Source organism: Pseudomonas sp. FW305-96, assembly GCF_058783825.1.
This window is the reverse complement of record NZ_JBYSYW010000008.1, coordinates 14275-36476: the sequence shown is the minus strand read 5'-3', so window position 1 is coordinate 36476 and position 22202 is coordinate 14275. Positions and strand designations below refer to the sequence as shown.

At 64.2% G+C, this 22202-nt stretch carries 21 protein-coding genes; 12 read left to right on the top strand and 9 right to left on the bottom strand.

Annotated features, from left to right (window positions below):
- Positions 1–2 precede the first annotated feature (2 nt).
- The 7 genes from AC3WL2_RS08300 (at position 3) to AC3WL2_RS08270 (ending at position 4919) form a co-directional block, all read left to right on the top strand.
- Entirely contained in the window at positions 3–1382 is a 1380-nt protein-coding gene (locus AC3WL2_RS08300; RefSeq protein ID WP_046856163.1) for a nucleobase:cation symporter-2 family protein, read from the top strand.
- 85 nt (positions 1383–1467) lie between these two features.
- Entirely contained in the window at positions 1468–1860 is a 393-nt protein-coding gene (gene tusD / locus AC3WL2_RS08295) for a sulfurtransferase complex subunit TusD (protein ID WP_023632843.1), read from the top strand.
- A 1-nt stretch (position 1861) separates the two neighbouring features.
- Positions 1862–2221, top strand: coding sequence for a sulfurtransferase complex subunit TusC (gene tusC, locus AC3WL2_RS08290; RefSeq protein ID WP_102682635.1), 360 nt, complete (start codon positions 1862–1864; stop codon positions 2219–2221).
- Positions 2221–2517 (top strand): sulfurtransferase complex subunit TusB, encoded by a 297-nt coding sequence (gene tusB, locus AC3WL2_RS08285; protein ID WP_102682636.1) that lies wholly within the window; start codon positions 2221–2223, stop codon positions 2515–2517. The genes tusC and tusB overlap by 1 nt, the downstream gene beginning before the upstream one ends.
- Positions 2514–2849 (top strand): TusE/DsrC/DsvC family sulfur relay protein, encoded by a 336-nt coding sequence (locus AC3WL2_RS08280; RefSeq protein WP_102682637.1) that lies wholly within the window; start codon positions 2514–2516, stop codon positions 2847–2849. Before tusB ends, AC3WL2_RS08280 begins: the two co-directional genes overlap by 4 nt.
- Complete coding sequence (locus AC3WL2_RS08275; protein ID WP_102682638.1) at positions 2846–3862, top strand: glycosyl transferase family protein; 1017 nt, start codon at positions 2846–2848, stop codon at positions 3860–3862. The genes AC3WL2_RS08280 and AC3WL2_RS08275 overlap by 4 nt, the downstream gene beginning before the upstream one ends.
- Before the next feature lie 97 nt (positions 3863–3959).
- Positions 3960–4919, top strand: coding sequence for a glutathione S-transferase family protein (locus tag AC3WL2_RS08270; RefSeq protein WP_102682639.1), 960 nt, complete (start codon positions 3960–3962; stop codon positions 4917–4919).
- A gap of 130 nt (positions 4920–5049) precedes the next feature.
- Here the strand turns inward: AC3WL2_RS08270 and cysG are convergent, their stop codons facing one another.
- From cysG to AC3WL2_RS08240, 6 genes are all read right to left on the bottom strand, one after another.
- On the bottom strand, positions 5050–6441 hold the full coding sequence (gene cysG / locus AC3WL2_RS08265; protein ID WP_102682640.1) for a siroheme synthase CysG: 1392 nt from the start codon (positions 6439–6441) through the stop codon (positions 5050–5052).
- Positions 6442–7722: a serine--tRNA ligase gene (gene serS, locus AC3WL2_RS08260; RefSeq protein ID WP_102682641.1), complete on the bottom strand. Its 1281-nt coding sequence runs from the start codon at positions 7720–7722 to the stop codon at positions 6442–6444.
- A gap of 30 nt (positions 7723–7752) precedes the next feature.
- Complete coding sequence (gene crcB, locus AC3WL2_RS08255) at positions 7753–8127, bottom strand: fluoride efflux transporter CrcB (RefSeq protein WP_102682642.1); 375 nt, start codon at positions 8125–8127, stop codon at positions 7753–7755.
- Positions 8124–9449: a replication-associated recombination protein A gene (locus AC3WL2_RS08250; RefSeq protein WP_102682643.1), complete on the bottom strand. Its 1326-nt coding sequence runs from the start codon at positions 9447–9449 to the stop codon at positions 8124–8126. Before AC3WL2_RS08250 ends, crcB begins: the two co-directional genes overlap by 4 nt.
- A gap of 12 nt (positions 9450–9461) precedes the next feature.
- On the bottom strand, positions 9462–10085 hold the full coding sequence (gene lolA / locus AC3WL2_RS08245; protein ID WP_102682644.1) for an outer membrane lipoprotein periplasmic chaperone LolA: 624 nt from the start codon (positions 10083–10085) through the stop codon (positions 9462–9464).
- A 62-nt stretch (positions 10086–10147) separates the two neighbouring features.
- Complete coding sequence (locus AC3WL2_RS08240) at positions 10148–12625, bottom strand: DNA translocase FtsK (protein ID WP_102682645.1); 2478 nt, start codon at positions 12623–12625, stop codon at positions 10148–10150.
- 379 nt (positions 12626–13004) lie between these two features.
- On the opposite strand from AC3WL2_RS08240, the gene aat reads away from it, so the two are divergent.
- From aat to infA, 3 genes are all read left to right on the top strand, one after another.
- Entirely contained in the window at positions 13005–13685 is a 681-nt protein-coding gene (gene aat / locus AC3WL2_RS08235) for a leucyl/phenylalanyl-tRNA--protein transferase (protein ID WP_102682646.1), read from the top strand.
- Between the two features lie 57 nt (positions 13686–13742).
- Positions 13743–14450 (top strand): arginyltransferase, encoded by a 708-nt coding sequence (locus AC3WL2_RS08230; protein WP_102682647.1) that lies wholly within the window; start codon positions 13743–13745, stop codon positions 14448–14450.
- Positions 14451–14553: 103 nt separating this feature from the next.
- A complete protein-coding gene (gene infA, locus AC3WL2_RS08225) occupies positions 14554–14772 on the top strand; it encodes a translation initiation factor IF-1 (RefSeq protein ID WP_002553999.1) in 219 nt (72 codons plus the stop codon).
- A 144-nt stretch (positions 14773–14916) separates the two neighbouring features.
- Here the strand turns inward: infA and clpA are convergent, their stop codons facing one another.
- Entirely contained in the window at positions 14917–17187 is a 2271-nt protein-coding gene (clpA, locus tag AC3WL2_RS08220; RefSeq protein ID WP_038705843.1) for an ATP-dependent Clp protease ATP-binding subunit ClpA, read from the bottom strand.
- 30 nt (positions 17188–17217) lie between these two features.
- A complete protein-coding gene (clpS, locus tag AC3WL2_RS08215) occupies positions 17218–17592 on the bottom strand; it encodes an ATP-dependent Clp protease adapter ClpS (protein WP_023630410.1) in 375 nt (124 codons plus the stop codon).
- A gap of 231 nt (positions 17593–17823) precedes the next feature.
- On the opposite strand from clpS, the gene cspD reads away from it, so the two are divergent.
- Positions 17824–18078: a cold shock domain-containing protein CspD gene (gene cspD / locus AC3WL2_RS08210; protein WP_102682648.1), complete on the top strand. Its 255-nt coding sequence runs from the start codon at positions 17824–17826 to the stop codon at positions 18076–18078.
- 77 nt (positions 18079–18155) lie between these two features.
- Here the strand turns inward: cspD and icd are convergent, their stop codons facing one another.
- Complete coding sequence (icd, locus tag AC3WL2_RS08205) at positions 18156–19412, bottom strand: NADP-dependent isocitrate dehydrogenase (protein ID WP_102682649.1); 1257 nt, start codon at positions 19410–19412, stop codon at positions 18156–18158.
- Positions 19413–19862: 450 nt separating this feature from the next.
- Here icd and AC3WL2_RS08200 point away from each other — a divergent pair, with 450 nt between their 5' ends.
- Entirely contained in the window at positions 19863–22088 is a 2226-nt protein-coding gene (locus tag AC3WL2_RS08200; RefSeq protein WP_102682651.1) for an NADP-dependent isocitrate dehydrogenase, read from the top strand.
- Positions 22089–22202: the final 114 nt, after the last annotated feature.

The window sequence follows — 22202 nt, the reverse complement described above, 5'->3', positions numbered from 1 at the left end:
CCATGAGTTCACACGAACACGGCCCAGGCGCGGCGGCGCCTGCCAATGAACTGGTCCTTGGCCTCGAGGACAAGCCTCGCCTGCTGATCGGCCTGCTGGCGGCACTGCAGCACTTGCTGGCGATCATCGTGCCGATCGTCACGCCGGGTTTGCTGATCTGCCAGGCGCTGGGCGTGTCGGCGCGTGATACCAACCTGATCGTGTCGATGTCGCTGGTGATCTCGGGCATCGCCACCTTTGTCCAGTGCAAGCGCTTTGGGCCGTTCGGCGCCGGGCTGCTGATCGTGCAGGGCACCAGCTTCAACTTCGTTGGCCCGCTCATCGCCGGCGGCGCGCTGATGGTCAAGCAGGGCACGCCAGTTGAAGGCGTGATGGCGGCGATCTTCGGCGTGGTCATCGCCGGTTCGTTCGTGGAAATGGGCGTGTCGCGCATCCTGCCCTTCGTCAAGCGCCTGATCACCCCGCTGGTGACCGGCATCGTCGTGCTGATGATCGGCCTGACCTTGATCAAGGTCGGCCTGATCAGCATGGGCGGCGGCTTCGGCGCCATGGCCAACGGCACCTTCGCCGATGGCGAGAACCTGCTGCTGTCGGGCGTGGTGCTGGCGATCATCGTCATCCTCAACCGTGTCCCGGTGGTATGGATGCGCAGCTGCGCCATCGTCATCGCCCTGGCTGTGGGCTACGCCCTGGCCGGCTACCTGGGCCGCCTGGACTTCACTGGCATGCACCAGGCCGCACTGTTCCAGGTGCCGACGCCGTTGCACTTCGGCCTGGGCTTCTCCTGGTCGCTGTTCATCCCGATGCTGGTGATCTACCTGGTCACCTCGCTGGAGGCCATCGGTGACGTGACTGCGACCAGCAAGGTTTCACGCCAGCCGGTCGAAGGCCCGGTGTGGATGCAGCGGATCAAGGGTGGGGTGCTGGTCAACGGCGCCAACTCGCTATTGGCCGGGCTGTTCAACACCTTCCCCAGCTCGATTTTCGCCCAGAACAACGGCGTGATTCAGCTGACCGGCATTGCCAGCCGCCATATCGGTATCTGGATCGCCGCCATGCTGATCCTGCTGGGCCTGTTCCCCAGCGTCGCCGGAGTGATCCAGGCGGTGCCGGAGCCAGTGCTCGGTGGGGCGGCCATGGTGATGTTCGGCGCCGTCGCGGCCTCGGGTATCAATATCCTCGCCAGCACCCGCCTCGACCGCCGCGCCCTGCTGATCATCGCCGTGTCGCTGTCGCTCGGCCTGGGCGTGGCCCAAGTGCCGGAGTTCCTCGCGCACATGCCGTCGGCGCTGCGCAACGTTCTGGAGTCGGGTGTCGCCACCGGCGGCATCTGTGCCCTGGTGCTCAACTGGTTCCTGCCGGAAAGCAAAGACCAGGCCTGAGCCCCGCCAGCCAGAGCAGAAGCCCGTGCCCACCCGCACGGGCTTTTTGCTTTATCATGGCCGCATTCATTTGCTCGAGCCTTACATGAAATTCGCCATTGCGGTCTTTTCCCCGGCCCATGCGCCCTCCTCCCGCCGCGCCTTGCGCTTTGCCGAGGCGGTGCTGGCCGGCGGGCATGAAATTGCCCGGCTGTTCTTCTACCAGGACGGGGTCCACAGTGCCTCGGCCAATATCGTCGCGCCCCAGGATGAGCTGGACGTGGCCGCGCAGTGGCGCGCTTTCGTCAGCGATCACAGGCTCGACGCCGTGGTGTGCATTGCCGCCGCCCTGCGCCGGGGTGTGCTCGACGACACCGAGGCCAACCGTTACCAGCGCCCGGCGGTGAACCTGCCGATGCCGTGGGAGCTGTCCGGCCTGGGCCAGCTGCACGAAGCCGCGCAACTGGCCGACCGTCTGGTCTGCTTCGGAGGTGATTGAAATGGCCAAGTCCTTGCTGATCATCAGCCGCCAGGCGCCATGGAGCGGCCCGTCCGCTCGCGAGGCGCTGGACATCGCCCTGGCCGGTGGCGCCTTCGATTTGCCGCTGGGCATGCTGTTCCTCGATGACGGCGTGTTCCAGCTCGCCGCCGCACAGCAGCCAGACGCCGTGCAACAGAAGAACCTGGCCGCCAACCTCCAGGCCCTGCCGATGTTCGGTGTCGAGGAGCTGTTCGCCTGCGGTCACAGCCTCGCCCGCCGAGGACTGGACAACGACGCCCTGTCACTGCCGGTGGAAGTGCTCGACAGCGCCGCGCTGACCGCGCTGATTGCCCGTTTCGACCAGGTGGTGACGCTCTGATGACGACCCTGCATGTAATCACCCATTCGCCCTTCGGTGACGAGCGCCTGGCCAGTTGCCTGCGTCTACTTGGCCCGCAGGACGCGCTGCTGCTGTGCGGTGACGCCACCTACGCGCTCAAGGCCGGCACCGAGCCCTTCGCTGCCCTGCAGGCCGCCAATCTCGGCGAGCGCCTGTTCGCACTTACCGAAGACCTGCAGGCCCGCGCCCTCGACAGCCAATTGGCCAAGGCAGTGGACTACCCCGCCTTTGTCGAGCTCACCCTGCACCACGACAAGGTCAACAGCTGGCTATGAGTACCCTGACTGTCGGCGAGCGCAGCATCGCCTTGGACAAGGACGGTTTCCTGGTCGAGCTGCAGGACTGGTCCCGCGAAGTCGCCGAGGCCCTCGCCACGCGCGAAAGCATCGCCCTGACCGCAGACCACTGGGAAATCCTCGAGCTACTGCGCCAGTTCTACCAGGAGTACCAGTTGTCGCCGGCCACCCGGCCGCTGATCAAGTACACCGCGCTCAAGCTCGGCGCCGAGAAAGGCAACAGCCCGCACCTCAATCGCCTGTTCAACGGCACCCCCGCCAAACTCGCCGCCAAACTGGCGGGCCTGCCCAAGCCGACCAATTGCATATGACCGAGTCCCTGCTGAACGAAGCACGCCCACTAACCCTGCAAACCCCGGCCGAACACCCGTTCGCCGAGTTCGTGCGCATCCTCGGCAAGGGCAAGCGTGGCGCCCGCGGCCTGACCCGCGAGGAAGCCCGCGCCGCGATGACCCTGCTGCTCGAGGGCAAGGTCGAGGACACCCAGCTGGGCGCCTTCCTGATGCTGCTGCGGCACAAGGAAGAAAGCGCCGAGGAGCTGGCCGGCTTCACCGAGGCCCTGCGCAGCCACCTACATGCCCCCCGCATCGCCGTCGACCTCGACTGGCCCAGCTACGCCGGCAAGAAGCGCCACCTGCCGTGGTACCTGCTGGCGGCCAAGTGCCTGGCGGGCAACGGCGTGCGTATCTTGATGCATGGCGGCGGTGCCCATACGGCGGGCAGGCTGTACAGCGAGCAACTGCTCGACCTGCTGGGCATTCCGCTGTGTCGCAACTGGACGGCCGTGGAGCAAGCCCTGTCCAGCCATCGGCTGGCCTTCTTCCCGCTGCAGGACTGGGCGCCGCAGCTTCAACGCATGATCGACCTGCGCAACACCCTGGGCCTGCGTTCGCCCATCCACTCCCTCGCCCGGGTGCTCAACCCTCTCGGCGCCCGCTGCGGACTGCAGAGCATCTTCCACCCTGGCTACCAGGCGGTGCACCGCGAGGCCAGCCGCCTGCTCGGCGACCACGCCGTGGTGATCAAAGGTGACGGCGGCGAGATCGAGGTCAACCCGGATGTCATCAGCCACCTGTATGGCACTTCGTCCGGCGAGGCCTGGGACGAGGAGTGGCCGGCCCTCAGCGCCCAGCGCCATGTGAAGCCGGCCAGCCTGCAGCCCGAACACCTGCTGGCGGTATGGCGTGGCGAGGCACTGGACAGCTATGGCGAGCTGGCCGTGGTCGCCACCATGGCCCTCGCCCTGCGCGGACTGGGCCAGGACCGCGAGCAGGCGTTCAGCCGCGCTCGCGACTACTGGGCCAACCGCAGAAACATCGAATAAGTCGATAGATAGGGCGCAGTCTTTGCGCTATTTATTCGAACGCTTTTCACTAGACTGAGCTCCAACGACAAACGACTTTGTTCCGAGGAGCTCCGAAATGGGCCTTTTGATCGATGGCCGCTGGCATGACCAGTGGTACCAGACCAGCCAGGATGGCGCGTTCAAACGCGAGAACGCCCAGCGCCGCAATCAACTGCCCGCCGCCGAGGCGGGCCGCTATCATCTGTACGTGTCGCTGGCCTGCCCCTGGGCGCATCGCACCCTGATTTTCCGCGCCATCAAGGGCCTGGAACCGCTGATCGGTGTCTCTGTGGTCAGCTGGCTGATGGGCGAGCACGGCTGGACCTTCGACCAGCAGCAGGGCTCCAGCGGCGATCATCTGGACGCATTGCAGTACCTGCACCAGCGCTACACCCAGGACGACCCGCATTACACCGGTCGCGTGACCGTGCCGGTGCTGTGGGACAAGCAGGAGAAGCGCATCGTCAACAATGAGTCGGCCGAGATCATCCGCATCTTCAACAGCGCGTTCAACGAACTGACCGACAACACCCTGGACCTGTACCCCGAGCCGCTGCGCGCGACCATCGATGCGCTCAACGAACGTATCTACCCGGCCGTGAACAACGGCGTGTACCGCGCAGGCTTTGCCACCGCGCAAGAGGCTTACGAGGCCGCCTTCGACGATGTCTTCAACGAACTGGACCGCTTAGAGGCGCTACTGGGCCGCCAGCGTTACCTGGCCGGTGAGTACCTGACCGAAGCCGATGTGCGTCTGTTCACCACGCTGGTGCGTTTCGACGCGGTGTACCACGGTCACTTCAAGTGCAACCTGCGCCGCTTGAGCGACTATCCGAACCTGTCCAACTGGCTGCGTGAGCTGTATCAATGGCCGGGCGTGGCGGACACAGTGAACATGGAGCACATCCAGAAGCACTATTACATGAGCCACAAGACCATCAACCCGAACGGGATCGTGCCCAAGGGGCCGCTGCAGGATTTCGGCTTGCCGCATGATCGGGAGCGGTTAATGGGCAAAGGGATCTGGAAGGCTTGATAAAGCTGGGGCTGCTTTGCAGCCCATCGCCGCGGTTCGTCGCCACGACAAGCCGGCTCCCACAGGGGCTTGTATGATCCTATGCGAGCCGGCTTATCGTGGCGATGGGCCGCAAGGCGGCCCCAGTCATTCAGACGTCTTGCGAGCCTTCGAACCACGCCAGTTTCTCGCGCAACTGCACCACTTCCCCGACGATCACCAGGGTCGGCGCATGCACTTCGTGGCGTGCCACCAGCGCCGGCAGGTCGGCCAGGGTGCCGGTGAACACCCGCTGGTTGCGAGTGGTCCCCTGCTGCACCAGCGCGGCCGGCGTACTCGCCGCACGGCCATGGCGGATCAACTCGGCGCAGATGGTCGGCAAGCCGACCAGACCCATATAGAACACCAGGGTCTGGGCCGGAGCCACCAGGTCATTCCAGGGCAGGTTGCTGGTGCCATCCTTCAGGTGGCCAGTAACGAAGCGCACCGACTGGGCATAGTCCCGGTGGGTCAGCGGAATCCCGCCATAGGCCGAACAACCACTGGCTGCCGTGATGCCCGGTACCACCTGGAACGGAATACCCTCGTCGGCCAGCTCTTCGATCTCCTCGCCTCCCCGGCCAAAGATGAACGGATCGCCACCTTTGAGCCGTAGCACGCGCTTGCCCTGGCGAGCCAGGTCGACCAGCAGGCGGTTGATCTTATCCTGCGGCACGGCATGATCGGCGCGGCGCTTGCCGACATAGATGCGTTCGGCGTCACGCCGGCACATCTCGATGATGGCCGGGGCCACCAGACGGTCGTACAGCACCACATCGGCTTGCTGCATCAGGCGCAGGGCGCGGAAGGTCAGCAGGTCCGGATCGCCCGGCCCCGCGCCCACCAGGTACACCTCGCCGCCCTGCTGCACCGGCGCGCCGTCGACCATCGCCTGTAACAGGCGCTCAGCCTCGGCGCCCTGCCCGGCCAGCTGACGCTCGGCGATCGGGCCCTGGAACACGGTTTCCCAGAAGCCGCGACGCTGGTTGACATCCGGGTACAAGGCCTTGACCCGCTCACGGAAGCGTGCGGCCAGGCCGGCAAGTTCGCCATAGGCGGATGGAATCCAGGCTTCCAGCTTGGCGCGGATCAGCCGCGCCAGCACCGGAGCGTCGCCGCCGCTGGAGACCGCCACCACCAACGGTGAACGGTCGACGATGGCCGGGAAGATCACCGTGCACAGGGCCGGCGCGTCCACCACGTTGACCGGCAGGCTGCGCGCCTGAGCCTCGGTCGAGACCTGGGCGTTGAGCGCCGAGTCGTCGGTCGCCGCGATCACCAGCCGGCAGCCGTCCAGGTCCGAGGCCTGGTAGCCACGCACCAGGACCTCGCCCCCGCCCTCACGGGCCAGCGTGGCGAGCTGGCCGTCGACCTCAGGCGCCACCACCCGCAGCGCGGCGCCGGCGTCGGCCAGCAGGCGCGCCTTGCGCAAGGCGATCTCGCCGCCGCCGACGACCAGCACACGGCCACCCTGCAGCTTGTGGAACAGCGGCAGGTAGTCCATTCAGCGAATGACCTCGACGCCACCCATGTACGGCTTGAGCACTTCAGGCACACGGATCGAACCGTCAGCCTGCTGGTAGTTCTCCAGCACGGCGACCAAGGTACGGCCAACGGCCAGGCCCGACCCGTTGAGGGTGTGCACCAGCTCCGGCTTGCCGGTTTCCGGGTTGCGCCAGCGGGCTTGCATGCGACGTGCCTGGAAGTCACCGCAGTTGGAGCAGGAGCTGATTTCGCGGTACTTGTCCTGGCTTGGCACCCAGACTTCCAGGTCGTAGGTCTTCACCGCGCCGAAGCCCATGTCGCCGGTGCACAGCGCCAGTACGCGGTACGGCAGTTCAAGCAACTGGAGCACGCGCTCGGCGTTGGCGGTCAGGCCTTCCAGGGCTTCCATGGATTTCGCGGGTTCGACTACCTGGACCATCTCGACCTTGTCGAACTGGTGCTGGCGGATCATGCCGCGGGTATCACGGCCCGAGGCGCCGGCCTCGCTGCGGAAGCACGGGGTGTGGGCGACCAGCTTCAGCGGCAGCTGCTTGGCGTCGAGGATTTCACCCGCCACCAGGTTGGTCAGCGACACTTCGGCGGTCGGGATCAGGTAGAAATCGGCCTCGCCTTCGCGGGTGATCTTGAACAGGTCTTCCTCGAACTTCGGCAGCTGGCCGGTGCCCTGAAGGGCCGGGGCCTGCACCAGGTACGGGGTGTAGTGCTCCTCGTAGCCGTGCTCGCCGGTGTGCAGGTTGATCATGAACTGCGCCAGGGCGCGGTGCAGGCGGGCCACCGGGCCACGCAGCACGGCAAAGCGGGCGCCGGACAGCTTGGCCGCGGCCTCGAAGTCCAGGCCACCGCTGACCTCGCCCAGGGCGACGTGGTCCTTGATCTCGAAGTCGAAGGCCTTCGGCGTTCCCCAGCGGCGCACTTCGACGTTGTCGTCTTCGCTGGCGCCGACCGGCACGCTGGCGTCGGGCAGGTTGGGGATGGTCAGCAGGATGCCGTCCAGTTCCGCCTGGATGCCGTCCAGCTCGGTCTTGCCGGCGGCCAGCTCGTTGGCCATGCGCTCGACGTCGGCCATCAGCGGGGCGATGTCCTCACCCTTGGCCTTGGCCTGGCCGATGGACTTGGAGCGGGCGTTACGCTCAGCCTGCAGTTGCTCGGTGCGGGTCTGCACCGCCTTGCGGCGCTCTTCCAGCGATTCGATGCGCGCGACATCCAGGCTGAAGCCACGGGAGGCCAGGCGGTCAGCCACTTCCTGAAGTTGGCCGCGTAACAGTTTGGAATCGAGCATATCGTTCTCTCGTTATAAGTAGGTGTTGGTTCAGAATCGGGTCAGGGACAGGCCGGCCCAGGTCGCGAGCAGGCCGCCCACCACGCTGATAATGGTATAGCCCAAGGCCAGCGGGACCTGCCCGCTTTCCATCAGGCGCACGGTATCGAGCGAGAAGGAGGAAAAGGTGGTCAGGCCGCCGAGAAAGCCGACGATCAGCCCGGCGCGCAGCTCGACCGGCACCAGCGGCTTGTGCAGGAACAGCCCGTACAACAGGCCGATCAGCAGGCAGCCGACCAGATTGACCGCCAGCGTACCGGCATAGAAGTGCCGTGGCCAGTGGGCCGCGACCCAGTTGGCGGTGGCGAAGCGCAACAGCGTGCCGGCGATGCCGCCGGCGCTGACTGCGGCAATCAGTGCAATCACGGTTTTCTCCGCTGGCGCGGGCTGGCGCGATCGAGTTCGGCCAGGTGCTTGAGCTTCTCGCCGATCTTCAGTTCCAGGCCCCGGGGCACTGGCTGATAGTACTGGCGCGGTTCGAGCTGCTCGGGGAAATAGTCCTCGCCGGCGGCATAGGCGTCCGGCTCGTCGTGGGCATAGCGGTACTCATCGCCATAGCCCAGTTGCTTCATCAGTTTGGTCGGCGCGTTGCGCAGGTGCAGCGGCACTTCCAGCGAGCCGTGCTCGGCCGCCTCGCGCATCGCCGCCTTGAAGCCCATGTACACCGCGTTGCTTTTTGGCGCGCAGGCGATGTAGGTGATGGCCTGGGCCACCGCCAGCTCGCCTTCTGGGCTGCCCAGGCGCTCCTGCACGTCCCAGGCTGCCAGGCACAGGCTCAGGGCGCGGGGGTCGGCGTTGCCGATGTCCTCGCTGGCCATGCGCACCACCCGCCGGGCGATGTACAACGGGTCGCAGCCACCGTCGAGCATACGTGCATACCAGTACAGCGCACCGTCCGGGTTGGAGCCGCGCACCGACTTGTGCAGCGCCGAGATCTGGTCATAGAACGCCTCGCCACCCTTGTCGAAGCGGCGGCGGCTGTCACCGAGCAGGCTCTGCAGCAGCTCGACGCCGATCTCGCCGCCATCTTCAGCCAGGTCCGAGGCGTTCTCGAGGAAGTTGAGCATGCGCCGGCCATCGCCGTCGGCGGCGGCCATGAGCATCTTGAAGGCTTCGTCACCCACCCGCAGGTTGCGCTTGCCCAGGCCGCGTTCCTCGCTCAGGGCGCGATCGACCAGTTTGCGCAGCGCGGCCTCGTCCAGGCTCTTGAGTACATAGACCCGCGCCCGCGACAGCAGCGCGTTGTTCAGTTCGAAGGACGGGTTCTCGGTAGTCGCGCCGATGAAGATCAGCGTGCCGTCTTCCACGTAGGGCAGGAAAGCGTCCTGTTGCGACTTGTTGAAACGATGCACTTCATCGACGAACAGGATGGTGCGCCGACCATACTGGCCGGCCTGCTGCTTGGCCACCTCGACGGCTTGGCGGATCTCCTTGACCCCGGCCAGCACTGCCGAGACCGTTTCGAAGTGGGCGTCGCAAAACTGCGCCAGCAGCCGCGCCAGGGTGGTCTTGCCCACCCCGGGCGGGCCCCAGAAGATCATCGAGTGCAGCGCACCCTGCTCCAGCGCCTCGCGCAGCGGCTTGCCGCGCGCCAGCAGGTGCTCCTGTCCGACATACTCGTCCAGGTTCGACGGGCGCAGGCGGGCGGCCAGGGGCTGGGCGACGGGTTCGCTTCGAAACAGGTCCATCACAGGCTCCGCTTACTCCTTGATGACGTCCGCGCCTTTGGGGATGTCGAACTTGAACTTGCTGTCCGGCACCGCCTGGTTGGCCTTGACGCCATTGAACAGGATGTTGGTGCGCTGGCCGACGCTGTCGATCAGCTGCATGTCATTGATCAACCCCCGGCGGAACGACACGCGCAGCGAGTCGAACAGGGTGTCCTTGGTCTTGGGTTTCAAGGTGAAGTCCATGACCTCGCCCTGCTCCTTGGAGGTGATGTCGAAGCTCTGACTGATCTTCGAGACGTCACCGGACAGCAGCAGCGCCGGCGTCTGGTTCAGGCGCACGTCGAGCTTCTTGACGGTGGCCTGCTCCAGATCCGGGTCCCACAGGGTGACGTTCTTGCCGTCGGACACCACCACCTGCTCCTGGGGCGCGTCGGTATGCCAGTAGAACAGGCCCGGACGCTTGACGGTCATCTTGCCGCTGGTCTCCTGCAGACTGGTGCCACCAGCATCCAGGGTCAACTGGGAGAAATTGGCTTCGATGGTCTGCGACTTCTCCAGCAATTGCGTCAGGCGCTGGACGTCCTGTTCGCCGGCGTGGGCCGACAGGCTGGCCGTGGCCAGGGCAGAAACCAACAGCATGCGAATCGCGCGCATGGAAATCCTCATTGCACAGTGAAGGGGCCGGGCGCCGTCTATGGCGCCCGACAGGTTGTTCATCAATCGCGTGGGCCGCCCGGAGCAATCACTTCGCGCGAGCCGTTGCTGTTCATGGGGGTAACCACACCGGCCATCTCCATCGCCTCGATCATGCGCGCGGCGCGGTTGTAGCCGATCTTGAGCTTGCGCTGCACCGCCGAGATCGATGCCCGGCGGCTTTCCAGCACGAACTGCACCGCTTCGTCGTACAGGGCATCGCTTTCCGAGTCTTCGCCATCGCCGCCACCACCGCCGCCGTCGAAGCCGCTGCCGGCCTCTTCGACACCATTGAGGATGTCGTCGTTGTAGTCCGGCGCGCCACGCAGCTTCCACGCTTCGACGGTGCGGTGCACTTCGTCGTCGGAGACGAAGGCGCCATGCACGCGGATCGGCAGGCTGGTGCCCGGCGGCATGTAGAGCATGTCACCGTGGCCGAGCAACTGCTCGGCGCCGCCCTGGTCGATGATGGTCCGCGAGTCGATCTTGCTCGACACCTGGAACGCCATGCGCGTGGGGATGTTGGCCTTGATCAGGCCGGTGATTACGTCCACCGACGGGCGCTGGGTGGCGAGGATCAGGTGGATACCAGCGGCACGGGCCTTCTGGGCGATACGCGCGATCAGTTCCTCGACCTTCTTGCCGACGATCATCATCATGTCGGCGAATTCGTCGACCACCACCACGATGGTCGGCAGGGTCTTCAGCGTCGGCGGCTCGTCGTCCATGCTCTCGCGACGGTACAGCGGGTCGTGGATGACTTCGCCGGCTTCCTGGGCATCCTTGATCTTGCGGTTGAATCCCGCCAGGTTGCGCACGCCCATGGCCGCCATCAGCTTGTAGCGCCGCTCCATTTCGGCGACGCTCCAGCGCAGGGCGTTGGCGGCATCCTTCATGTCGGTGACCACCGGGCACAGCAAGTGCGGGATGCCTTCGTAGATCGACAGTTCGAGCATCTTCGGGTCGATCATGATCAGCCGCGCGTCTTCCGGGCCGGACTTGAACAGGATCGACAGGATCATCGCGTTCACCCCCACCGACTTACCGGAGCCGGTGGTACCGGCCACCAGCAGGTGGGGCATCTTGGCCAGGTCGGTGATCACCGGCTTGCCGCCGATGTCATGGCCCAGGGCCAGGGTGACCGGCGACTTGTTCTCGTCGAACTGCGGCGACGACAACACCTCGGAGAAGCGCACCATCTGGCGGTTCTCGTTGGGGATCTCGATGCCCACGGTGGTCTTGCCGGGTATCACCTCGACCACGCGCACGCTGGTCACCGCCAGCGAACGCGCCAGGTCCTTGGCCAGGTTGGCGATGCGGCTGACCTTCACGCCTGCGGCCGGCTGGATTTCGTAACGGGTGATCACCGGCCCCGGATGGATCGAGTCCACCGCGACTTCCACGCCGAATTCCTTGAGCTTGATCTCCAGCAACTGACCGACACCGGCCAGGGACTCAGGCGAGTACTCGATCTTCTTCTGCTCGGCCGGGTCGAGGATGGAAATGGACGGCAATGTACCTTCCACCGCGCTGTCGATGAACAACGGCGCCTGTTTTTCCTTCATGACCCGCTTGCTCGGTTCCGGCGCCTTGTCCGCGGTCGGCGGGATGATCACCGGGGCGGCGGGCTGGGTGCGAGCTACCACGGTTTCGCGCGGCGCGATCGATTCGCGGGCCACGGCCACTTCGCGCGGCACCACCGGGCGGGCCGGCGGCTCGTCGCGCGTCATCACAGGCTCGGCGCGCTCGCGCAGCTGCGCCTTGGCCGGCTCGCGCCTGTCGCCTTTGCCGCCCAGGTCAAAGACCGGGTCGTCGACTTCACGCAGCTGGGCTTCCAGGCGCTTGCGCTCGTTGCGTGCTTCCCACCAGCGGCTGGCTGCGCCTTGCACCAGTTCGAACAGGTCAAGGGTAATCTTGCCCGTCAGGTCCATCACCTTGAACCAGGACAGGTCGGTGAACACCGTCAGGCCGAACAGGAACAGGGCAATGAACATCAGCGTGCTGCCCTGCACGTTCAGCAGGTTGCGCGCCAGATCGCCCAGGCTTTCACCCAGGGCGCCGCCAGCGGAGAACGGGATGTTCGCCGAGGGGTGGAAGTGGATATGCGCCAGGGCCGCGCCCGACAGCACCAGGAACACCAGGCCGATCAGCCGCCAGGAGAACAGCCAGCCGCTCCACTGCCAGGGCTGATGGCGCTCGCGGAAGATCTGCCAGGTCTTGATTGCCAGCAGCAGCGGGAAGATGTAGGCGAAGTAGCCGAGCACCATGAACAGGATGTCGGCGAAATAGGCCCCGGCACGGCCAGCGGCGTTCTGTACCTGCTCGGCGTTGCTGGTGTGGCTGAAGCCCGGGTCAGCGGTGTCGTAGGTGACCAGTGCCATCCACAGGTACAGGCACAGGGCGCCGACGGCAATCAGCGCACCTTCCTTCAGGCGGTAGTGCAGCTGCTGCCGCCACAGGGGCACTGGCAAGGGGGCTGGAGTTGCGGTGGATTTCTTCAAAACGCGTCTATTCCTGCGCGTGCTGCGCGTCCAGTAGTGATTGGCCGGTCACCGGCCAATGAACCACTACTTTTAACATTACTGCCCACCCGCCGCCATGGCGGCACGCTGTATGGCGCGTGAACGGGGCGACTTTCATATGGATGCAATTTGAGCATGCATTTTCTTTTGTGACAAAGGCTTATGCTGTGTTTTTGCACAGGTGTGACAGCAAATGTGCCAGATGGTGCCGATGGCGGTGCGAATGCGTGAATTATCGGCAGTCGATTTTGCCTGGGCAGGCCCGTCGCTGGGCATGCTCCGGGATGACGGTCGTTGACCTCATCCACTCGCCACGCCATGCTGGGCGCTCTCCCCTCCCCCGCCGCCCAAGAACACCATGCTCACCTGGCTGACCCGCGACTCACTGACCTTCCCGCCTCTGGAAAAGGCCCTGCACGACCCCAACGGCCTGCTTGCCGCCGGCGGCGACCTGACCCCGGATCGCCTGGTCGCAGCCTACCGCCACGGCTGCTTCCCCTGGTATCAGGACGGCCAGCCGATCCTCTGGTGGTCGCCCGACCCGCGCACCGTTCTGCTTCCGGACGAACTGCATGTCTCGCGCTCGCTGGCCAAGCTGATCCGCCAAGGCCGCTACCAGGTGAGCTTCGACAGCGACTTCGCGGCGGTGATCGCCGCCTGCGCCGCGCCCCGGGATTACGCCGATGGCACCTGGATCACCGACACCATGCGCGCCGCCTACTGCGAGCTGCATCGGCGCGGCATCGCCCACTCGGTCGAAGTACGCCGGGAGGGTGAACTGGTCGGCGGCCTGTATGGCCTGGCCATGGGCCAGCTGTTCTTTGGCGAATCGATGTTCAGCCGCGCCGACAATGCCTCCAAGGTGGGATTCGTGACACTGGTCGAGCACCTGAAGCAGGCAGGCTTCGTGCTGATCGACTGCCAGATGCCCACCGACCATCTGCACAGCCTGGGTGCCCGCGCCATCAGCCGGGCTAGCTTCGCCGATTACCTGGCGCGCCATCTGGATCAGCCCAGTGCGGCCAGCTGGGTTGCCTAGGCGAGTTCCCGGAGCTGGCTTACACTTAGATACAACGTCTCACCTAAGGGGTTGATCATGACAGAGCTGGCGCGGTTGAAGTTCTATGCCACTCAACCCCACTCCTGCAGCTACCTGCCGGATGAGCAGGCGACCACACTGTTTCTCGACCCCAGCCAGCCGATGGATGTGCACGTCTACGCCGACCTGTCGGAAATGGGCTTTCGTCGCAGCGGTGACCACCTCTATCGCCCGCATTGCCAGCAGTGCAACGCCTGCGTGCCGGCGCGCATCCCCGCCGCGCGGTTCATTCCCAACCGCCAGCAGCGGCGCATCCTCAAGCGCAACGCCGACTTGACCGTCAGCGCCGCCCGCCCGGCGTACAAGGAAGAGTACTTCGACCTGTACCGGCGCTATATCGAACAGCGTCACGCCGACGGCGACATGTACCCGCCAAGCCGCGATCAGTTCTCCACCTTCCTGGTGCGCGACCTGCCGTTCTGCTGGTTCTACGAGTTCCGCCTGGAAGGCCGGCTGCTGGCCGTGGCGGTGTGCGACCTGCTGCCCAACGGCCTGTCGGCCGTCTACACCTTCTACGAGCCCGAAGAAGAGCGCCGCAGCCTTGGCCGCTACGCGATCCTCTGGCAGATCACCGAAGCCTTGCGCCAGAACCTCGAGGCCGTTTACCTCGGCTACTGGATCAAGAACTGCAAGAAGATGAACTACAAGACCCAGTACCGCCCCATCGAATTGCTGATCAACCAGCGCTGGGTCACCCTCAACTGAAAGGCATTGGCTTGAAACACAATTTTCGGGCATAATCCACGCCACTTTTTTGCCCGGTGCAGTTGCGCGTCGGGCCATCACTGGATACCGAGGGCTTTACTGCATGTCGAAAGAAGACAGCTTCGAAATGGAAGGCACTGTCGTCGACACCCTGCCCAACACCATGTTCCGCGTGGAGTTGGAAAACGGGCACGTCGTTACCGCGCACATCTCTGGCAAGATGCGCAAGAACTACATCCGTATTCTCACTGGCGACAAGGTCCGCGTCGAACTGACGCCGTACGACCTGAGCAAGGGCCGCATCACCTACCGTGCGCGCTAAGCTCAAGCCATGAAAAAGCCCGGCCATTGTGCCGGGCTTTTTTGTGCCTGGTGAAACGCATCGCGGCTAAAGCCGCTCCTACAGGCACCACGTATCCCTGTAGGAGCGGCTTTAGCCGCGATGGGCCGCAAAGCGGCCCCAGCCTTACGCAACCTCTGCCGTGGTCTCGTAATCGAACACCAGCTCATCATCGCGCAGGTCGATGTGCACCACACCGCCATGCTCGGCCAGCTCACCGAACAGGATCTCTTCGGCCAACGGCCGCTTGATCTTGTCCTGGATCAGCCGCGCCATTGGCCGCGCACCCATCTGCACGTCGTAGCCCGAGGCCGCCAGCCAGCCGCGCGCGGCGTCGGTGACCTCCAGCAGCACACGCTTGTCTTCCAGCTGCGCCTGCAGTTCGATAAGGAACTTGTCGACGATGCTCTTGATCGTCTCGTGGGACAGGCGGCCGAACTGGATGATGGTGTCCAGGCGGTTGCGGAACTCCGGCGTGAAGCTCTTGCGGATGACCTCCATGGCGTCGGAGGAATGGTCCTGATGGGTGAAGCCGATCGAGGCGCGCGCGGCGGTTTCGGCACCAGCGTTGGTGGTCATGATCAGGATCACGTTGCGAAAATCCGCCTTGCGCCCGTTGTTGTCGGTCAGGGTACCGTGGTCCATCACCTGCAACAGCAGGTTGAAGACTTCCGGGTGAGCCTTCTCGATTTCATCGAGCAGCAGCACGCAGTGCGGCTGCTTGGTGATGGCCTCGGTCAGCAGGCCACCCTGGTCGAACCCAACGTAGCCGGGCGGCGCACCGATCAACCGCGACACGGTGTGCCGCTCCATGTACTCGGACATGTCGAAGCGCACCAACTCGACACCCAAGGCCTTGGCCAGCTGGCGAGCCGCCTCGGTCTTGCCCACGCCGGTGGGGCCGGCGAACAGGAACGAGCCCACCGGCTTGTCCGGCGCCTTGAGGCCGGCACGGGACAGCTTGATGGCGGTGGCCAGCGAGTCGATCGCCGCATCCTGGCCGAACACGGTCAGTTTCAGATCGCGTTCGAGGTTGCGCAGCAGCTCCTTGTCGGAGCTGGTGACGTGCTTCGGCGGGATCCGCGCGATCTTGGCGACGATGTCCTCGACCTGCGGCACGTCGATACGCTTGACGCGGTTGGCTTCCGGCTGCAGGCGCTGGTAGGCGCCGGCCTCGTCGATCACGTCGATGGCCTTGTCCGGCATGTGCCGGTCATTGATGTAGCGCGACGCCAGTTCGGCGGCGGCGCGCAGGGCCTCGTCGCTGTACTCGATGTTGTGGTGGCTTTCGAAGCGCCCTTTCAGGCCACGCAGAATGCCCACGGTGTCTTCCACCGACGGCTCGGTGACATCGACCTTCTGGAAGCGACGCGCCAAGGCACGGTCCTTCTCGAAGATGCCGCGGAACTCCTGGAACGTGGTTGAGCCGATGCAGCGGATCTCACCAGACGACAACAGGGGCTTGAGCAGGTTGGACGCATCCATCACGCCACCCGAAGCCGCGCCGGCGCCGATGATGGTGTGAATCTCGTCGATGAACAGGATCGCCTGCGGGCGTTTGCGCAGCTCGCCGAGCAGCGCCTTGAAGCGCTTCTCGAAGTCGCCACGGTACTTGGTGCCGGCCAGCAGCGCGCCGAGGTCCAGGGAATAGACCACGCTCTGGGCCAGCAGGTCGGGCACCTGACCATCGACGATGCGCTTGGCCAGGCCTTCGGCGATGGCAGTCTTGCCCACGCCGGCCTCGCCGACCAGCAACGGGTTGTTCTTGCGCCGACGGGCAAGGATCTGCGCGACGCGCTCGACCTCCTGCTCACGGCCAACCAGCGGATCGATACGACCGGCACGGGCCAGTTCGTTGAGGTTGCTGGCGTAAGCGTCCAGCGGGTTGCTGGAAGAGGAAGCCTCGCCGCCCTCCTCATCCTGCATGTCCTGGTCGCTGTCGGTGTTCGGCCCATGGCCCGGCACCTTGCTGATGCCATGGGCGATGTAGTTGACGACGTCGATACGCGCCACGCTCTGCTGCTTGAGCAGGAACACCGCCTGGCTTTCCTGTTCGCTGAAGATCGCCACCAGCACGTTGGCGCCGGTCACTTCGCGCTTGCCGGAGCTCTGCACGTGGAACACGGCACGCTGCAACACGCGCTGGAAACCCAGCGTCGGTTGCGTCTCGCGGTCCTCGTCATGCACGGGGATCAGCGGGGTGGTGGAATCGATGAACTCCTGCAGGTCGTGCTTGAGCTTGTCGAGATTGGCGCCACAGGCGCGCAGAACGGTCGCGGCAGCCTCATTGTCAAGGAGTGCCAGCAGCAGGTGTTCGACGGTCATGAACTCATGACGTTTTGAACGGGCCTCCTTGAAGGCCAGATTGAGGGTGACTTCGAGCTCGCGGTTTAACATAGCTTCACCTCATACCCAAGTGGTCGGCGATTAACCGTCCTTCTCGATTTCACAGAGTAGCGGATGCTGGCTTTCCCTGGCGTATTGGTTGACCTGCATGGCCTTTGTCTCGGCGATGTCACGGGTAAACAATCCGCACACTGCCCGCCCTTCGGTATGGACGGTCAGCATGATCTTGGTCGCCAGCTCGCGGTTCAGATTGAAGAACGTCTCGAGCACTTCGACGACGAAATCCATTGGCGTGTAGTCATCGTTGAACAAAACCACCTTGTACATCGGTGGCGCCTGCAGGATCGGCTTGGCCTCCTGGACGGCAAGGCCCGCGCCATCGTCCTCATGCCCGTCCTCATGTGACTGCGGGCGATCCTGATTGAATGTTAGTCGAATCTCACTGAGTACATGCATGGAAAGAATTTCATCATGATCGACAGGTTAAGGTTGTGGGTTGACTGCGCAGGCCCCTCCCGGCGCGGGCGCCGGCTGACCTTGACTATCGGCAAAACGGTGTTACAACCAATAAGAACCCACCGTGGTCGATAAAGATCCGCGCAGTCAACCAGATTTTCTCGCAAGGTTCGTATGCGGATGAAGTGGATGATACTCCAGTGATGGAGTCCTTTGCAGAGGGACATAGGGATGGCAAGCGGTAAAGTCAAGTGGTTCAACAATGCCAAGGGCTACGGATTCATCAACGAGGACGGTAAGACCGATGATCTGTTCGCCCACTATTCAGCGATCCAGATGGACGGTTACAAGACGCTGAAAGCCGGCCAAACCGTGAACTTCGAGATCATCCAGGGCCCCAAAGGGCTGCATGCGACCGACATCAGAAGCGCCACCAGCAACGTCCAGGCCAGCGCCACGAACCCAGGCAGCACCGTCGAAGCCTGACCTCTGGCCTGTCTGCCGGTAAACGAAAAAACCGGTCGCTCTTTTAATTAAAGAGGCGACCGGTTTTTTTGCCACGCTTACATGTGCTTGATCAACGCCTCGCCAAAGCCCGAGCTGCCGACCAGGGTCGCGCCATCCATCAGGCGCTCGAAGTCGTATGTCACGGTCTTGGCCGCAATGGCGCCATTGGTGCCCTTGATGATCAGGTCCGCCGCCTCGGTCCAGCCCATGTGCCGCAGCATCATCTCGGCCGACAGGATCACCGACCCTGGGTTGACCTGATCCTTGCCTGCGTACTTCGGCGCGGTACCGTGAGTGGCCTCGAACATGGCCACGGTGTCCGACAGGTTGGCCCCCGGCGCGATGCCGATACCGCCCACTTCCGCCGCCAGGGCGTCGGACAGGTAGTCACCATTGAGGTTGAGCGTGGCGATCACATCGTACTCAGCCGGGCGCAGCAGGATCTGCTGGAGCATGGCGTCGGCGATGGCATCCTTGACGATCACCTCGCGGCCGGTGCGCGGGTTCTTGAACTTCATCCACGGACCGCCATCGAGCAGTTCGGCGCCGAACTCGTCGCGGGCCACCTCATAGCCCCAGTCCTTGAAGGCGCCTTCGGTGAACTTCATGATGTTGCCCTTGTGCACCAGGGTCAGCGACTTGCGGTCGTTATCCACGACATATTGCAGGGCCTTGCGCACCAGGCGCTTGGTGCCTTCCTTCGATACCGGCTTGACGCCGATGCCGCAGTCCTGGTCGAAGCGGATCTTGGTGACGCCCATCTCCTCCTTGAGAAACTTGATCACTTTGTTCGCCTCGGGCGAGCCGGCCTTCCACTCGATGCCGGCATAGATGTCCTCGGAGTTCTCGCGGAAGATCACCATGTCGACGTCGCCTGGCTTTTTCACCGGGCTCGGCACGCCCTGGAACCACACCACCGGACGCAGGCACACATACAGGTCGAGTTGCTGGCGCAACGCCACGTTGAGCGAACGGATGCCGCCACCGACCGGCGTGGTCAGCGGCCCCTTGATCGACACCACATAGTCTTTCACCGCATCCAGGGTTTCCTGGGGCAGCCAGGTGTCCTGGTCATAGACCTGGGTGGCCTTCTCGCCAGCGTACACCTCCATCCAGGCGATCTTGCGCTTGCCGCCATAGGCCTTCTCCACGGCGGCATCCACCACCTTGATCATCACTGGCGAGACGTCCACGCCGATGCCGTCGCCTTCGATGTAGGGAATGATGGGGTTGTCGGGAACATTGAGCGAATGGTCTGCATTGACGGTGATCTTGGCACCATCGGTCGGAACCTTGATTTTCTGGTATCCCATGCTGCACTACTCCGCTTTTCCTGGGTGATTGGAAATCGTGCGATCCACTGAGCCTAAACCACATCCGCCGACCTGCAAGGCAGGAGCCCGCCAACACCGGCAAACAGCTGGCAAATGCCTGCGGCAACACGCCACATTGCCCCTACGTCTTTGGTCTTATAAATGCGCTGATACCACTTCGCCTTGCTGATTAGCCCAAAGGGTTTGATATACTCCGGCGCGACCATAGGGTCATCGGGGCGAACCCTAGGAAAATGCGGCTCGCCCTTGGTCATGAATGGCCACAAAGCCTGGGTCGTTACCGCGGCCCAGCACTTGACGCTCGACTGATGCATCCACCATCACCGCTCGCAGCCTCTCGACTTTCCGCTCATGGCGTCGCCAGGGCGAAGCGCCTACCCTGCGCACCTCGAGACTCGAGTACGCTCAGCACATAGAGAGTTAACCCGCATGCCCACCCGTTCCAAGATCATCTACACCTTCACCGACGAAGCCCCCGCCCTCGCCACCTACTCGCTGCTGCCGATCGTCGAGGCGTTCACTGCCTCCGCCGACATCGCCGTCGAAACCCGCGACATCTCCCTGGCCGGCCGTATTCTCGCCGCCTTCCCGGAGCAACTGGGCGCCGAGAAGCAGGTAGGCGATCACCTGGCGGAACTGGGCCAGCTGGCCACCACCCCTGAAGCCAACATCATCAAGCTGCCGAATATTTCCGCTTCGGTTCCACAGCTGAAGGCCGCGATCAAGGAGCTGCAAGCCAAGGGCTTCAACATCCCCGACTACGCCGACGAGCCGGCCAGCGCCGAAGAGAAAGAATCGCGCGCCCGCTACGACCGCATCAAGGGCAGCGCCGTGAACCCGGTCCTGCGCGAAGGCAACTCCGACCGCCGCGCGCCGCTGTCGGTCAAGAACTACGCCCGTAAGCACCCACACAAGATGGGCGCCTGGGCCGCCGACTCCAAGTCGCACGTTGCCCACATGACCCAGGGCGACTTCTACGGCAGCGAGAAGGCCGCGCTGATCGAGGCTGACGACAGCCTGCGCATCGAGCTGGTCGGCAAGGACGGCAGCACCACCGTGCTGAAAGAAAAGACCGCCGTCAAAGCCGCCGAAGTGATCGACTGCGCGACCATGAGCCGCAAGGCCCTCAAAGCCTTCATCGCCGAGCAGATCGCCGATGCCAAGGCCTCCGGCGTGCTGCTGTCGGTGCACCTGAAAGCCACCATGATGAAGGTTTCCGACCCGATCATGTTCGGCGTGATCGTCGAAGAGTTCTACAACGACGTGCTCGCCAAGCACGCCGCCGCGCTGGCCGAAGTGGGCTTCAACGCCAACAACGGCATCGGCGACCTGTACGCCCGCATCAAGGACCTGCCTGCTGAAAAGCAAGCCGAGATCGAAGCCGACATCCAGGCCCTGTACGCCGTTCGCCCGGCCCTGGCCATGGTCAACTCGGACAAGGGCATCACCAACCTGCACGTACCGAGCGACGTCATCGTCGACGCCTCGATGCCGGCGATGATCCGCGACTCGGGCAAGATGTGGAACACCGCAGGTGAGCTGCAGGACGCCAAGGCCGTGATCCCGGACCGCTGCTACGCCGGCATCTACCAGGCTACCATCGAAGACTGCAAGGCCAACGGCGCCTTCGACCCGACCACCATGGGCAGCGTGCCGAACGTTGGCCTGATGGCGCAGAAAGCCGAAGAGTACGGCTCCCACGACAAGACCTTCCAGATCAAGGCCGACGGCGTCGTGCGCGTAGTCGACGGCAAGGGCAAGGTCGTCCTGGAGCAGAACGTCGAAGCCGGTGACATCTTCCGCATGTGCCAGACCAAGGACGCGCCGATCCAGGACTGGGTCAAGCTGGCCGTCAACCGTGCCCGCCTGAGCAACACCCCGGCGGTGTTCTGGCTGGACCCGGCCCGCGCCCACGACGGTGTGATGATCGAGAAGGTGCAGCAGTACCTGAAGGATCACGACACCGCCGGCCTGGATATCCGCATCCTGGCCCCGGTCGACGCCATCAAGTTCTCCCTGGCCCGCATCCGCGAAGGCAAGGACACCATCTCGGTGACCGGCAACGTGCTGCGCGACTACCTGACCGACCTGTTCCCGATCATGGAGCTGGGCACCAGCGCCAAGATGCTGTCGATCGTGCCGCTGATGAACGGCGGTGGCCTGTTCGAAACTGGCGCCGGTGGTTCGGCACCGAAGCACGTGCAGCAGCTGGTTGAAGAGAACTTCCTGCGTTGGGACTCGCTGGGTGAATTCCTGGCCCTGGCCGCTTCCCTGGAGCACCTGGGCAACACCTACGACAACCCGCGCGCCAAGGTCCTGGCCAACACCCTGGACCAGGCCACCGGCAAGTTCCTCGACACCAACAAGTCGCCTTCGCGCAAGGTTGGCGGTATCGACAACCGTGGCAGCCACTTCTACCTGACCCTGTACTGGGCAGAAGCACTGGCCGCCCAGTCCGATGACGCCGCCCTGCAGGCGCGCTTCGCCCCGCTGGCCAAGACCCTTAGCGAGAACGAAGCGACCATCGTCGCCGAGCTCAACGCTGTCCAGGGCAAGCCGGCCGACATCGGTGGCTACTACGCCCCGGATGCCGAGCTGACCGCCAAGGTGATGCGCCCAAGCGAGACCCTGAACAGCGCCATTGCAGCATTGTAAGGTTCGCTTGAAGTAACAGCACAAACCCCGGCCACGCACCGGGGTTTGTGCTTTTTCAGCCGCAAGTTTCAAGCTGCAAGGCATAAGCCAAAGCGGTCCGCGTACTGCTTCTAC